General features: G+C 32.9%; 13 protein-coding genes and 1 riboswitch. Of the genes, 8 read left to right on the top strand and 5 right to left on the bottom strand.

Going from position 1 to position 13,457, the window contains the following annotated elements; translation table 11 throughout:
- Positions 1-77: 77 nt before the first annotated feature.
- The 7 genes from I4N53_RS00415 to dapD all read left to right on the top strand — a co-directional run bounded on the left by I4N53_RS00415 (position 78) and on the right by dapD (position 8,035).
- Positions 78-1,829 (top strand): ABC transporter ATP-binding protein, encoded by a 1,752-nt coding sequence (locus I4N53_RS00415; protein WP_012994866.1) that lies wholly within the window; start codon positions 78-80, stop codon positions 1,827-1,829.
- Between the two features lie 13 nt (positions 1,830-1,842).
- Positions 1,843-3,648: an ABC transporter ATP-binding protein gene (locus I4N53_RS00410; protein ID WP_012994865.1), complete on the top strand. Its 1,806-nt coding sequence runs from the start codon at positions 1,843-1,845 to the stop codon at positions 3,646-3,648.
- Positions 3,649-3,692: 44 nt separating this feature from the next.
- Positions 3,693-4,508, top strand: a complete 816-nt coding sequence (locus I4N53_RS00405; RefSeq protein WP_012994864.1) for a hypothetical protein — start codon at positions 3,693-3,695, stop codon at positions 4,506-4,508.
- A 152-nt stretch (positions 4,509-4,660) separates the two neighbouring features.
- On the top strand, positions 4,661-5,650 hold the full coding sequence (locus I4N53_RS00400) for an aspartate-semialdehyde dehydrogenase (protein WP_013150081.1): 990 nt from the start codon (positions 4,661-4,663) through the stop codon (positions 5,648-5,650).
- 13 nt (positions 5,651-5,663) lie between these two features.
- The gene (dapA, locus tag I4N53_RS00395) at positions 5,664-6,557 is read left to right on the top strand and encodes a 4-hydroxy-tetrahydrodipicolinate synthase (protein WP_013150080.1); all 894 of its coding nucleotides are present in this window, start codon (positions 5,664-5,666) and stop codon (positions 6,555-6,557) included.
- Positions 6,557-7,312, top strand: a complete 756-nt coding sequence (dapB, locus tag I4N53_RS00390) for a 4-hydroxy-tetrahydrodipicolinate reductase (protein ID WP_214495317.1) — start codon at positions 6,557-6,559, stop codon at positions 7,310-7,312. Before dapA ends, dapB begins: the two co-directional genes overlap by 1 nt.
- Before the next feature lie 6 nt (positions 7,313-7,318).
- Positions 7,319-8,035 (top strand): 2,3,4,5-tetrahydropyridine-2,6-dicarboxylate N-acetyltransferase, encoded by a 717-nt coding sequence (dapD, locus tag I4N53_RS00385; RefSeq protein ID WP_214495316.1) that lies wholly within the window; start codon positions 7,319-7,321, stop codon positions 8,033-8,035.
- A gap of 26 nt (positions 8,036-8,061) precedes the next feature.
- Here the strand turns inward: dapD and I4N53_RS00380 are convergent, their stop codons facing one another.
- The 5 genes from I4N53_RS00380 to I4N53_RS00360 form a co-directional block, all read right to left on the bottom strand.
- Positions 8,062-8,589 (bottom strand): cob(I)yrinic acid a,c-diamide adenosyltransferase, encoded by a 528-nt coding sequence (locus tag I4N53_RS00380; RefSeq protein ID WP_214495315.1) that lies wholly within the window; start codon positions 8,587-8,589, stop codon positions 8,062-8,064.
- Positions 8,590-8,625: 36 nt separating this feature from the next.
- A complete protein-coding gene (locus I4N53_RS00375; RefSeq protein WP_012994858.1) occupies positions 8,626-9,273 on the bottom strand; it encodes a single-stranded DNA-binding protein in 648 nt (215 codons plus the stop codon).
- Positions 9,274-9,366: 93 nt separating this feature from the next.
- On the bottom strand, positions 9,367-9,927 hold the full coding sequence (locus I4N53_RS00370) for a hypothetical protein (RefSeq protein ID WP_028991524.1): 561 nt from the start codon (positions 9,925-9,927) through the stop codon (positions 9,367-9,369).
- 97 nt (positions 9,928-10,024) lie between these two features.
- Positions 10,025-10,633: a cell wall hydrolase gene (locus I4N53_RS00365; protein WP_012994856.1), complete on the bottom strand. Its 609-nt coding sequence runs from the start codon at positions 10,631-10,633 to the stop codon at positions 10,025-10,027.
- A gap of 171 nt (positions 10,634-10,804) precedes the next feature.
- Positions 10,805-12,145: a sigma-54-dependent transcriptional regulator gene (locus tag I4N53_RS00360; RefSeq protein ID WP_214495314.1), complete on the bottom strand. Its 1,341-nt coding sequence runs from the start codon at positions 12,143-12,145 to the stop codon at positions 10,805-10,807.
- A gap of 61 nt (positions 12,146-12,206) precedes the next feature.
- A riboswitch (cyclic di-GMP riboswitch) is annotated at positions 12,207-12,294 on the bottom strand.
- Positions 12,295-12,852: 558 nt separating this feature from the next.
- Here I4N53_RS00360 and I4N53_RS00355 point away from each other — a divergent pair.
- Positions 12,853-13,311 carry a hypothetical protein gene (locus I4N53_RS00355; protein WP_028991526.1) on the top strand — a complete coding sequence of 153 codons (459 nt, stop codon included), beginning with the start codon at positions 12,853-12,855 and terminating at the stop codon, positions 13,309-13,311.
- Positions 13,312-13,457 lie beyond the last annotated feature (146 nt).

The raw sequence follows: 13,457 nt of genomic DNA, 5'->3' as shown, positions 1-13,457 counted from the left end.
CATTGTACCAGAAAGGATTGAAGTCCTCAACTTTCATTTAAGTTTACAAAACGGTTTGTAGTTTTAGGGGGGATTTTATGAAAAGTTTTGCAACAGTTATCCCATTTATAAAAAAACACAAGTGGAATTACATAATAGGTATAATTTTTTTATTAGCAGTAGACATACTTCAAATGATAGTTCCCCATTTATTAGGTTCAGTAACTGATTTATTTAAAAGTAAAGACTTAACTCCAAAGGTATTGTTAACGTATTCTTTTTGGATAATAGGTATAGCTATTTTGGTATTTGCTTTTAGATTTATTTGGCGTATGAAAATAATGGGATTGTCAAGGCTTTTGGAAAAAGAACTAAGAGAAAAACTTTTTTTTAAATTACTTGAGCTTTCACCACAATATTATAACGAACACAAAACAGGTGATTTAATGGCTCATGCTACAAATGATATCAACGCTGTAAGAATGGCACTAGGACCTGGAATCATAATGTCAGTAGATGCCTCATTTTTAGCTATATCTATAATACTTATAATGATATTTACAATCGATCCAAAACTTACTATTTTAGCCTTACTGCCCTTACCCGTTATTGCACTAATAGTTACTCGTTTTGGCAAAGTCATTCACTCAAGATTTTTAAAAGTTCAAGAGGCTTTTTCCTCTTTAACAGATAAAGTTCAAGAAAGCATATCTGGCATAAGAGTAATTAAAGCTTTTGTTCAAGAAAAAGAAGAAATAGAAAACTTTAGAAAAGAAAATCTAAAAAACTTTAAGGCAAATATGGATATGATTAAAATCTGGGGATTATTTGACCCTACCGTTCAATTTTTAGCAGCATTAAGTTTTACAATAGCTTTGCTTTATGGTGGAATACAAGTTATAAAAGGAATAATCACTTTAGGTGATTTTGTAGCATTTACCAGCTACTTAGGAATGCTTATCTGGCCTATGATGGCATTTGGCTGGGTAATAAATATTTTTCAGAGAGGTTCTGCCTCCATGGAAAGGCTAAATATAATTTTCAGTGAAGTACCTGAGATAACAGATAATTACGCTGATCCAAATATTACAACAATTGAAGGAAATATAGAAATAAGAAATCTCACATTTTCTTATAAAAAAGGCTTACCTCCTGTTTTAAAAAATATAAACATAAGCCTTCCAAAAGGAAAAACTCTAGCTATAATAGGCAAAACCGGTAGTGGTAAAAGTACTCTTGTAAATTTACTTGCAAGGCTTTATAAAGTACCGCAAGATACCATATTTATTGATGGGCACGACATCAACGAAATACCCTTAAAAGTTCTAAGACAAAGCATTGGTTTTGTCCCTCAGGACAATTTTATATTTTCAGATACTATAGCCAATAATATAGCCTTTGTCAAGGAAGAATCTCTAGAAAAAATACAAGAATTTGCTACAATGGCAGATGTCCATAAAGATATAATGGATTTTCCGCAGCAATATCAAACAATTGTAGGCGAAAGAGGAGTAACTCTCTCAGGCGGTCAAAAGCAAAGGATAGCTATCGCAAGGGCTTTAATAAAAGAACCAAAAATCCTCATTTTGGACGATAGCCTCTCTGCTGTAGATACAAACACAGAAGAAACCATATTAAACAATTTACGCGAATATATGAAAAATAGAACAACTATAATTGTCTCTCATAGAATCTCTACTATAAAAAACGCTGATGAAATCATAGTATTAGATAATGGGGAAATAGTTGAAAGAGGAACCCATGAAGAGCTTATTAAGTTAAAAGGTCTCTATAACAGTATTTATGAAAAACAGCAAATGGAAAATGCAATATTAAACGAAGAGATTTAAGGTGGTGATAAAGGTGGAATATCAGCAAGAAGAAGTAATGACCAAACCTTTTGACATTAAAATAATGAAAAGGCTTTTGACATACGCTAAACCTTACTGGTTATACATTTTTATAGCAGCTGTAAGTATACTTTTAGTAACAGCATCAAACCTTCTACGACCATACCTCGTCCAAAAAGCCATTGATAACTATATAAATAATCCTAACATTCCTAAAGTAGAAGCAATAAATGGCGTTACACATATAGGAATTTTGTATTTAATAATCATAACTGTAGCCTTTATCATAAATTATGGACAGATTTATTTGATTCAATACACAGGTCAAAGAATAATTTTTAACTTAAGGCAACAAATATTTGAACATATACAGAGTTTATCATTATCATTTTTTGATAAAAACCCTGTAGGAAGATTGGTAACACGTGTTACAAACGACACAGACACTTTAAATGAAATGTACACAAGTGTCATAGCAAATCTTTTTAACGACATCTTTATAATATTAGGAATAATCATTGCCATGGTAAGTTATAATGTAAAACTTGCATTAATCAGCCTCTCAACTACTCCGTTAATTATTGTAGGAATGTACATATACAGAAAATTAGCTTCGCAAGCTTATAGACTTGTAAGAGTTCGCCTTGCCAGAATAAATGCTTTTCTTTCAGAACACATAAGTGGAATGAAAATTGTACAACTTTTTGTAACAGAACATAAAAAAAGCAAAGAATTTGAAAAAATAAATAAAGATTATTATGACGCTAACATGAGGCAGCTTACAATTTTTGCAATATTCCGTCCTTCTATGGACGTAATATATTCTTTAACTTTGGCTCTTTTAATCTGGTATGGTGGAAAAGATATAATATCTCGCAAAATTGAATTTGGCGTACTTTACGCTTTTGTAAATTATCTGCAACAAATGTTTCACCCAATTTTTGATATATCAGAAAAATATGATATACTTCAATCGGCAATGGCTTCAGCAGAAAGAATTTTTATACTTTTAGATACAAAAGAACAAATAAAGGACCCTGAAGAACCTATTCCTTTAGAAGACATACAAGGAAAAATAGAATTTAAAAATGTCTGGTTTTCTTACAACGGAAAAGACTGGGTATTAAAAGATGTAAGTTTTGTGGTCAATCCTGGCGAGACAGTAGCACTTGTAGGGGCAACTGGAGCAGGAAAAACCTCTATAATAAATCTCTTAAGTAGATTCTATGATATACAAAAAGGCGAAATTTTAATTGACGGAATTGATATAAGAAAAGTAAGGCAACAAGATTTAAGAAAACATATAGCCGTTGTATTGCAGGATGTCTTTCTTTTTACGGGAGATATTAAATCAAACATAAGACTAAGCAACAAAAGCATAACAGACAACGACATTTACACGGTAGCAAGATATGTAAATGCTCATCACTTCATAAAAAAACTTCCAGAAGGCTATGAGTCAAAAGTGACCGAAAGAGGCTCTACTTTGTCAGCCGGTCAAAGACAACTTTTAGCTTTTGCAAGAGCTTTGGCCTTTAACCCTAAAATACTCGTATTGGACGAGGCAACAGCAAATATCGACACAGAGACAGAAATGCTCATACAGGATGCTTTAAAAAAGCTCACAAGAGGTCGCACTACTATTGCAATAGCCCATAGATTATCAACCATACAACATGCAGACAAAATAATCGTACTTCACAAAGGGCAAATCAGAGAAATGGGCACTCACAACGAACTATTGCAGAAAAAAGGTTTATACTACAATTTGTATATGCTGCAGTACAAAGATCAATTAGTAGAAAGAAAAGCTAACTAGAATACTAAAATTTAAGATGGACATACTATTTTTGAGGTGATAGTATGAAAAAATACTCTAAAATAGTATGTACCATTTTTATTTTGTTGCTTTTATTCAACTTGTCAGGTTGTAAAAATAAACAACAAAATAAACCTCAAAAAAAGCCTCAAACAAGTCAAAAAACAGAAGTACCAAAAGAACTATCTAAAATAGAAAAAGATATAGAAAAAATAATAAAAGAAGCACAGAAAATAAAGGAAAAACCGCAAAGTGATCAAGAAAAACAAAGTGATAAAGAAAAAAAAGATAAAAAGGAAGAGGATAAAAAAGCACTAAAGAAAACTCCTGAAGATAAATCTTGGGAAGAAATTAACAAAGCAATAAAAAATATTCATACAGATTGGAACTCATTAACTCCTTTAGTTACCAAAAAAGGAGCAAACTTAAATCTAATAAATAGTATGAGTGCTGCTATAAATGACCTTACCGTTGTAGCAGATAAAAAATCAAAAATTGATGTTTTAATATATGCAAATAATGTGTATAAATATATTCCTGATTTAGAAGACCTCTTTCAAACAGACACACCTACTGACATAAAAAGATTAAAATTTTACGCTCAAGATATCGCTTTTAAAAGCGAAGTACAAAAGTGGGAAGAAATTTCAAAAGATTTGATAGATATAAATTCTGTGTGGCAAACCTTAAAGCCAAAACTTCCTAAAGAAGCAAAAAATCCAGCTGACAAATTTGAAGTAGGAGTTACCGAATTACAAAAAGCAATAAAATCTCAAAATAAAGTTTTAACTAAAATAAAGACAGAAGTACTTCTACAAGATATAAAATCTCTTGAAAAATCTGCAAAGTCTAAAAAGTAATAACTACTTTTTAGGCTTTTTGTTCATCTGTAATCCTTATTTTATTGACTTCATATAATAATAATGATATATTTTAAATTAAATAAACCTGCTTTAATCCAGCGTATAAATGAAATATTGTCATAATCTTAGAACTTTAGAGGAGGATAATAATGGGAGTTAATGTAGCAATTGTAGGAGCTACCGGAATGGTAGGTAGGACTTTTCTTAAGGTAATGGAAGATAGAAATTTCCCAGTTGACAAACTTTACTTATTTGCTTCTTCCAAATCTGCTGGTCAAAAAATCACATTTAGAGGTAATGAATACATTGTAGAAGAACTTACTGAAGAAAGTTTTAAAAGAGACATTCAAATAGCTCTTTTTTCTGCTGGTGCAACTATAAGCAAGCAATTCGCTCCAATAGCTGCTTCTCATGGCGTAGTCGTAATTGACAATTCCAGCGCTTGGAGAATGGATGAAAATGTACCCTTAGTAGTTCCTGAAGTAAATCCTCAAGACATATCATGGCACAAAGGAATAATAGCAAATCCTAATTGCTCTACCATTCAAATGGTAGTTCCTTTAAAGCCTCTTCACGACAAATATAAAATAAAAAGAATAGTGGTATCCACCTATCAAGCAGTGTCGGGAGCAGGCAAAAAAGGTGTAGATGACCTTGAAAGGAGTTTAAAAGGAGAACCATGCCAAGTATTCCCTCACCCTATTGCAAACAACTGTATTCCTCACATTGATTCTTTCGCACCAAATGGATATACAAAGGAAGAATTAAAAATGATAAACGAAACCAAGAAAATCATGGGAGATAGTTCAATAAAGGTATCTCCTACAACAGTAAGAGTACCTGTTGCAAACTCTCACAGTGAATCTGTCAATGTAGAATTTGCAAGGCCTTATGAAATGGAAGAATTAATAGAGGTCTTAAAACATGCTCCAGGAGTTGTTGTACAAGACGATCCTCAAAATAATATTTATCCTCTTGCAACTTATGCCACAGGAAAAGATGAAGTTTTTGTAGGCAGAATAAGAAGAGATGAAACAGTCTACAGCGGTGTGAACATGTGGATTGTAGCTGACAACATAAGAAAAGGGGCAGCTACGAACGCCGTTCAAATAGCGGAACTTTTAATTAAAAATATGTGAAAGGAGAATAATTATGCCTGTTTTTAAAGGGTCAGGTGTCGCTATTGTTACCCCATTTAACGAAGAAGGCGTAAATTTCGAAAAACTTGGAGAGCTTATTGAATGGCATATCAAAGAAGGAACTGATGCAATCATCATATGTGGTACCACTGGTGAAGCCTCTACAATGACACAAGAAGAGCAACAAGCGGCAATTAAATTTACCGTTGAAAAAGTTGCCGGAAGAATACCAGTAATTGCAGGGACCGGTTCTAACAATACAGCCCATGCCGTTGAAATGAGTGAATATGCTCAATCTGCAGGTGCTGACGCTCTTTTAGTTATAACACCCTATTACAACAAAACAACACAAAAGGGATTAGTGGCTCACTTTACTGAAATAGCAAGACACGTAGACATACCTATTATTATCTATAATGTCCCCAGCAGGACATCTCTCAACATGCTGCCAGAAACTTATCTTGAATTGAGTAAACATGTAGACAACGTAGTTGGAGTAAAAGAAGCCAGTGGTGACATCGTACAGGTAGCTGAAATTGCCCGTATTATGGGTAAATCTTTCGAAATATACTCAGGAAATGACGACCAAGTAATACCAATAATGTCTTTGGGTGGCTTAGGCGTAATCTCTGTCACGGCAAATATAATCCCGGCAAAAATACATGAGATGACTACCGCTTATTTAAATGGGGACATAGAAAAGGCAAGAAACATGCAATTAGAACTTAATCCTTTGAATAAAGCACTTTTCATAGAAACAAACCCTATTCCTGTAAAAACTGCTATGAACTTAATGGGATTCAACGTAGGACCTTTGCGCCTCCCACTTGTTGAAATGAGCGATAAAAACTTAGAATATCTGAAATCTGTTCTTTCAAAATACGGTTTATTGAAGGAGGCAAATTAATGATTAGAATAATAATTCACGGCTGTAACGGAAAAATGGGAAAAGTCGTAGCAAAGTTAGCAGCAGAAAACCCCGATTTTAAAATAGTAGCAGGAGTAGATAAAAACCTCTCTCCTCTTGAATTTCCTGTTTACAGCGATTTAAAAGATGTAAAAGAAGAAGCGGATGTAGTAATTGACTTTTCATACCATGAAGCTGTACCTAATTTAGTAAAAGCCGCTCTACAAAAGAAACTTCCTGTAGTCATTGCCACAACAGGACTTAGTGAAGAAGAATTAAAGGTCATAGAAGAGGCATCAAAAGAAATACCAATTTTCAAATCTGCCAATATGTCCCTTGGAGTGAATATTCTTATAAACCTTGTAAAAGAAGCTGCAAAAATATTGCAGCAAGATTTTGACATAGAAATAATAGAGAAACATCACAATATGAAAAAAGATGCTCCAAGTGGCACTGCGTTAATGATTGCAGATAGCATAAACCAAGTACTAAATGACAAAAAAGAATACGTGTATGGACGCCATACTAAAACTGAACAGAGAAAAACGAATGAACTAGGGATACATGCAGTAAGGGGCGGCACAATTGTGGGTGAACATCAAGTAATTTTTGCAGGTCACGATGAAGTAATCACCATAAGTCACTCTGCCCAATCCCGCGAAATTTTTGGCTATGGTGCCCTACACGCTGCAAAATTCATAATAGGTCAAAAACCTGGGTTATATAGCATGGAAGACCTTGTAAAGAAAGGATGATAGTATTTGAGTACAAATGATAATTTAACAAATCCTTATGAAATTGCAAGATACATTAAAGAGGCAAAAAAGTCAACGCCCGTTAGAGCTTACATACAAGGGAATATAGAAATTATAGAAACCGAAGAAGTAGAAGTATATGGCTGTGATAACTTTAAAGTCATTTTTGGAGAACTAGATGTCGTGGAAAAATTGATTGAAGCAAACAAAGATAAAATAAAACATTATCATCTAGAGTATGATCGCAGAAACTCTGCAATTCCTTTACTGGATATTAAGCATCTTGACGCGAGAATAGAACCAGGTGCAATAATTAGAGATAAAGTCAAAATAGGCAAAAACGCTGTGATAATGATGGGGGCAGTGATAAATATAGGTGCAGAAATTGGTGAAAATTCTATGATAGACATGAACGCAGTAATAGGCGCTAGAGGAATTATAGGCAAAAACGTCCATGTAGGAGCGGGAGCTGTCATAGCAGGAGTGTTAGAACCACCAAGTAGTGTACCAGTTGTAATTGAAGATAATGTACTTATTGGTGCAAATGCAGTTATATTAGAAGGAGTAAGAGTGGGTCATGGGGCTGTTATAGCAGCAGGATCAGTTGTAATAGAAGATGTACCTCCTAACACTGTAGTCGCAGGAGTTCCGGCAAAAATTGTAAAAGTAGCAGATGATAAAACTCGTGAAAAAACAAAACTCATGGAAGACTTAAGAGGTTAATTAAAACACCCGATTTTTCGGGTGTTTTAGTATTCTATACCGTATCTTGCTGGTATTCCCTTTTCAAATGGATGTTTAATTGCTTTCATTTCTGTAACCAAATCGGCCCTTTCAATAATTTCTTGAGGAGCACTTCTACCTGTCAAAACAAGTTCCATCTCTTTAGGTTTCATATCTATTAATTTTAGCACATCCTCTACAGTGTACATCTTGCTATGTATTGCCGCCATTATCTCATCTAAAATTAAGATATCGCACTTTTTGTTTTGGAGGACATCTACAACAAATTCATAGGCTTTCTTCATATCCTCAGCAAGGATCTTCTTTTCCTCTTCATTTAAATTCCAAAAAAACTTTTCTGTTGATTGAAACCTAAAAACTTTAAAATTTTCAATATTCTTAAGTGTATGAAGTTCTCCTGTATCTGTTCCTTTCAGAAATTGTACCATATATACTTTAAATCCTCTTCCCACTGCCCTTATGCCAAGACCAATAGAAGCGGTAGTCTTCCCCTTGCCGTCTCCAGTATAAACTTGTATAAGTCCTCTTTCCAAAATTCATTCCTCCTTTTGTCCTCCGTTACTCCCATTCTAACTCTTTTGCAATTCTTTTTCAACCACTTCCATTCTCGTAATAGAAACCTCATAAGCTACCTTTGTAGCCACTTCATCGCCCAGTTTTTTCTGGTATTCCCTACTCTGTACTCTTCCCCACAAGCGTATACGATCCCCTATTTCCAACTTCTCAGAAAACCTCGCATTTCTCCCCCACGCTATAACAGGTATGTAATCAGATTTGTTATAAGGCCTATTTACAGCAATTAATAAATCGGTTATTTCTCTTCCTAAAGGAGTAGTTCTATAAACAGGTTTTTTACAAATAAAGCCATCCAAAAAAATTTCATTCGGATTTTTTACTATTTCCTCTTCCGACAATGCCATTATATCTCGAGCAAATATGGTTAAAATCAACTTATTTTTCCCCTCTTCTGGTGATTTCCTATTGTAAGACCTTAATTGCCCCTCAATCTTTATCCTTGTACCAACCTCTAAATTCATACCTTCGAATAAACGGTTAGAAATAGTGACAGGAAGATAATCTTTCGTCTCACTCAATCTTGGAACTTCCAAAATAAAATTAAAAAATTTTTCCCCATATAGTTGATGGCTATACTCTAAATCAGTAAAAATTCTCCCCACCACTACAACTACGTTGTTCTCCAAAAAGTTGCCTGCCATGTGTTCACTCTCCCCTTCCCCTTATGTATCTTCTAAAAATATATATTAAAATTAGAAAGCATTTATGACAGGTAGTAAAAGTAATTTCTAAAATTAATTTTTAAAAAATTGCCACTGTCCACTATCTTTAAAGGTTTTAACTACATTTTGTATATCTTTTATTTCATTTCCTAAAATCAATAATACAGTTATTACAAACAATGAGTCATATATATTATACTGTTCAGAAACTTTTATTTCAACAGGTATTTCCAATGGCTCTATCAATTTACCCTTTAAATTAAAAAAAGCCCTTTGTACGCAATAATTAAATTCATAGCCCTCTTCTTCATAAGATATTGAAGAAGCAGTAATGGAAGATTTTGGATTTAAACCGCATGTAATAAGGGTAGAATTTATTCCTTTTGAAAAGAGTTTATTTGATAGCTCATCATCTCCATTTGTTATTATAATGCTGCTTGGAAAGCTATAAATATAATTTTTAAACTTGTTAAAATCTTCCTCGTTTAAAATATCAGAAATAATCAAAATATCTGCTCTCTCGTTATAATTTTTTAACTGTCCTATTACTGCTTCTTTAGAATTTACGCAGTAGGATAAAAATCTTATAAGCAAACTTTTTTCCGAACTTCCTCCTACAAAAATATATACCATATGATCAGCTCCTATTTTTAGTACTATTCTTATTCTTTTACAAAAGTAAAATTTTATAATGTAAAATACATGCAATATAGAAAGGCAGGACGCCTTTCTATATTGCAAACCAGTGGTTCCCTATGACATTAGTAACTGTCCTTGTCCATATCCACCAAGAAGTTGAAGTAGCCGGATTGAAAAAGTATAGTGCTCCACCCGTTGGGTCCCATCCAGCTAAAGCTAAATCTGCCGCTTTAAAAGCTGTAAGGTCAGGCTCGTGATTGAAAAACTCGCCATTTGTTATAGACTCAAAAGCATCTGACTGATATATAACTCCTGCTACAGTATCTGGGAAAATATTACTTTTTACTCTATTCAAAATTACCGCACCTACAGCTACTTGGCCTTCCAAGCTTTCTCCTCGAGCTTCAGCATAAATCATTTTTGCAATTAAATATCTATCAGCAAGATAATTGTAATAAGCAGTGTTTACGTTTACTGGCACAACTAACTTTTCACCGGGATATATCAAATCACTCCATTTTCCATTTACCTCTTTTAGGCTATTTACATCACTTCCATACCATTTAGCTATTAAATATAGCGACTCACCTTTTGAAACAACGTGGATTTTGTCGTAAGCGTATGCCGAAGTAATTCCTCCAAAAATCATAATAAAAATCATTAAAGATAGTAGAGTAATTTTCAAAATTTTATTTTTCATCGCGGATTTCCTCCTTTCTATTCCGTTACCGTAATAGCAGGAGTTAATTCGATTACAATTATAAACTTTTGTATCAATCCTGTCACCCTTCATATTTCCTGATAATTCACTATTAATTAAAAATATCTCTATGATGATATATTATACTGATATATTCTTAGTTATACTAATCTATAAGTGGTTTCCATTTTTTCTAAAATTATCTTCAAGAATACTTTCCAAAAAGTTGTTAATATAATCGATTATTTCCTTTTTAAGTAACATTCCTTTAATCCCCTTTTCTTTTAATTCATGATATTTCATAGCAATAAATTCATAAAAATCATATTTATCGATTTTCTTTTCTTTTTCAGGAGAAATGATTAAAAATTTATCAAAGACTAATCTGTCGCTTCTATCGTCCCAACCCAGTCCCAAATAACTACGGTTTAACAAAGTAAGATCAATTTTTAAAAAATTCCTCTTTGCCACGTAATTCATTAAAAAAGCTTTAGAACAAATCAATTGAAGGAGGGATTTCAACTCCCCAATATTTCCTTCATATTGCAAAGACAAAAGCAAAGAAATTACTTCCGGATGTACCACAATATTTAAGTTTAGCCGTTTGGCTTCTTCTTTAAAAAGGTAAATAATTATCTCTATTTTTTCATTTAAAGGTCTTTCCTCAAAAGATGGCAGTTGGATGATAACTGGTATCCGTCTCATAAAAGTTTTTAAAAGAAAAGAATCGGGTTTTTCTGTAGTGGCTGCTATAATCATTAAGTTAGCCTTTCTTTCAGCAGTATCTCCCAATCTTCGATATACTCCTTTGTCAATAAGGTAAAAGAGCATTTCTTGACCTTCTGGAGGCAGCCTGTGTACTTCGTCAAGGAATAGTATCCCTTTATCGGCTTTTTCTACTAAACCTATTTTATCCGTATCTGCCCCTGTATAGGCTCCTTTTACATGACCAAACAAATGAGACATAAGAAGTTGAGGATTATTATAATAATCCGCACAGTTTAAGACTTCAAATGGCCCTTCCCTACCATTTTGAAGGCTAAATTTGTGCATCATCTCTGCGAAAAAAGATTTACCAGAACCCGGTGGTCCTATGATAAGGGTGTGAAGCCCATAAGGAGGATATAATACAGCTGCTTTGGCCTGCTCTATCTGCCCTTTGAGACTACCATCATGTCCTATTATATTTTCAAAAGTACATTCTTTTTCTTCCTTTAAGTGCAAAAAATCAATCAAGTCTTTTAAAAGCATTTCTTCCTTAACGTTTTCTTCTAAAAAATAAGCTAATCTATTTTTTTCAATATAATATACAGGTTTTGAAATAATTTTAACTATTTTTCCTTCTTTTACAAGACGATTTAAAATAAAAGATACATTGGGTCGAGCTATTTTTAAGAGTTGCGCTACTTCTTCTGTAGTAACCCCACCTTTTCTACTTATCAGAAAATCTTGAAGGTTAAACTCTCTACTTTTTTCTAAAATGATATTATAAATTTTTTCTTTATTAGTCATATAAAACACCACTTTCTTGCTTAATAACCTCCTACCAAAAGGCAGGAGGTTATATATAATTGTTGGCAGCCCGGCTGTCATAGCAAGATTATTGCTTTAGACCCGTGGCTTTGCGTCCCCGCCTTTCGACGAGTTTGCCTTTTTCAACAAAGTCTATTTAATTTCTCATATTACTATTTCGATATAAATAAGGAATTTCCTTCTATTCTTAAAAAAGATTTTTTCTACATATTTCGCTAAATTTATACTAATTTTTACCCGCTTTTTGTTCTAAGTTTTAGTATCTTTCTGTATACTCATCCTTCAATTTTAGAAATTTTATAACAAAATCGTAAAATAAGGGAAATAGTAGAGCTTTATAATTATTTTTTAAGCACTTCAATCTTGTTATTACATCCTTTTATGATATTATTTGCATAAGACAGATCAAATGCATTGCCTATTTCTTCGATTCAATGTGCAAATACTTTTTCAAGTATATTATCTTTGGCAAAAATTAATTGAGTATAAAAAACTGTATAAAAAATTATACACATTAAAAATTTTTATAAATTTTGGCTATATACAGTGAATTGGTACAAAACTTGCTTAAATATTACTGTAGAAAATAAATTTTACAAAAAGAAATAATCGGCAAAAACCCACTTAGCGACTAGAAGGGCTGGCTTAAGTTTTAAAAAATATTAATTTTTGAGGAGGTAACAAAAATGAAGAGTCGACAAATGTTAAATGTTTTACTGACCCTTATTTTAGTTGTAGTGTTGATGTCGCTAAGTGACCAGGCTCAGCCCAACTTAACAAATTTGCCCATTTTCTTCCCAACAAAAAATTACTTACCTCAAATTCAAAAATTTTTGATGAATGACTTTAACAAAATTAAGGTTTTTGGCCTTTTAGAAGCAAGAATTGCCGAAAGTGAAGAATCCCCTGTTATAATTACCTTCAGCAAAAACATAGAACAAATAAACGTTTCATCATCACTTCATGGGTCTCATTACAGCGATATTTGGACATTTAATGTGACAGACACCTCACATCCTATAGAAATAACTTTCATAATACCTGATTGGGCAAACTCTAGTTCTGATTTCGATATATACCTCTCTATGACCTTACTAATACTCTTATCAAAAGTTCAGCTAGAACATAAAGGCAAGAAGCAATAACATATATTCCAACACATGGAGGAACTTATTGTCAAAGTATATTCATATTTATTACTTTAAATTCAAATGTTCAGGAATGGTATAAAAATTAAACTTCCGTATAGGTAAACAAACTTAAAGTTTTTTAGCTCTTTAAGTGGTAGTGC

Source organism: Thermoanaerobacter sp. CM-CNRG TB177 (assembly GCF_018588165.1).
Lineage (GTDB): Bacteria > Bacillota > Thermoanaerobacteria > Thermoanaerobacterales > Thermoanaerobacteraceae > Thermoanaerobacter > Thermoanaerobacter thermocopriae.
This window is presented reverse-complemented; position numbering and strand designations above follow the sequence as displayed.

Coding starts and splice junctions, on each gene's coding strand:
- I4N53_RS00375 (WP_012994858.1), bottom strand. CDS start 9,273: ATGGCAGGCAACTTTTTGGAGAACAACGTAGTTGTAGTGGTGGGGAGA.
- I4N53_RS00400 (WP_013150081.1), top strand. CDS start 4,661: ATGGGAGTTAATGTAGCAATTGTAGGAGCTACCGGAATGGTAGGTAGG.
- I4N53_RS00360 (WP_214495314.1), bottom strand. CDS start 12,145: ATGACTAATAAAGAAAAAATTTATAATATCATTTTAGAAAAAAGTAGA.
- I4N53_RS00370 (WP_028991524.1), bottom strand. CDS start 9,927: ATGGTATATATTTTTGTAGGAGGAAGTTCGGAAAAAAGTTTGCTTATA.
- dapA (WP_013150080.1), top strand. CDS start 5,664: ATGCCTGTTTTTAAAGGGTCAGGTGTCGCTATTGTTACCCCATTTAAC.
- I4N53_RS00405 (WP_012994864.1), top strand. CDS start 3,693: ATGAAAAAATACTCTAAAATAGTATGTACCATTTTTATTTTGTTGCTT.
- I4N53_RS00355 (WP_028991526.1), top strand. CDS start 12,853: ATGAAGAGTCGACAAATGTTAAATGTTTTACTGACCCTTATTTTAGTT.
- I4N53_RS00365 (WP_012994856.1), bottom strand. CDS start 10,633: ATGAAAAATAAAATTTTGAAAATTACTCTACTATCTTTAATGATTTTT.
- I4N53_RS00415 (WP_012994866.1), top strand. CDS start 78: ATGAAAAGTTTTGCAACAGTTATCCCATTTATAAAAAAACACAAGTGG.
- dapB (WP_214495317.1), top strand. CDS start 6,557: ATGATTAGAATAATAATTCACGGCTGTAACGGAAAAATGGGAAAAGTC.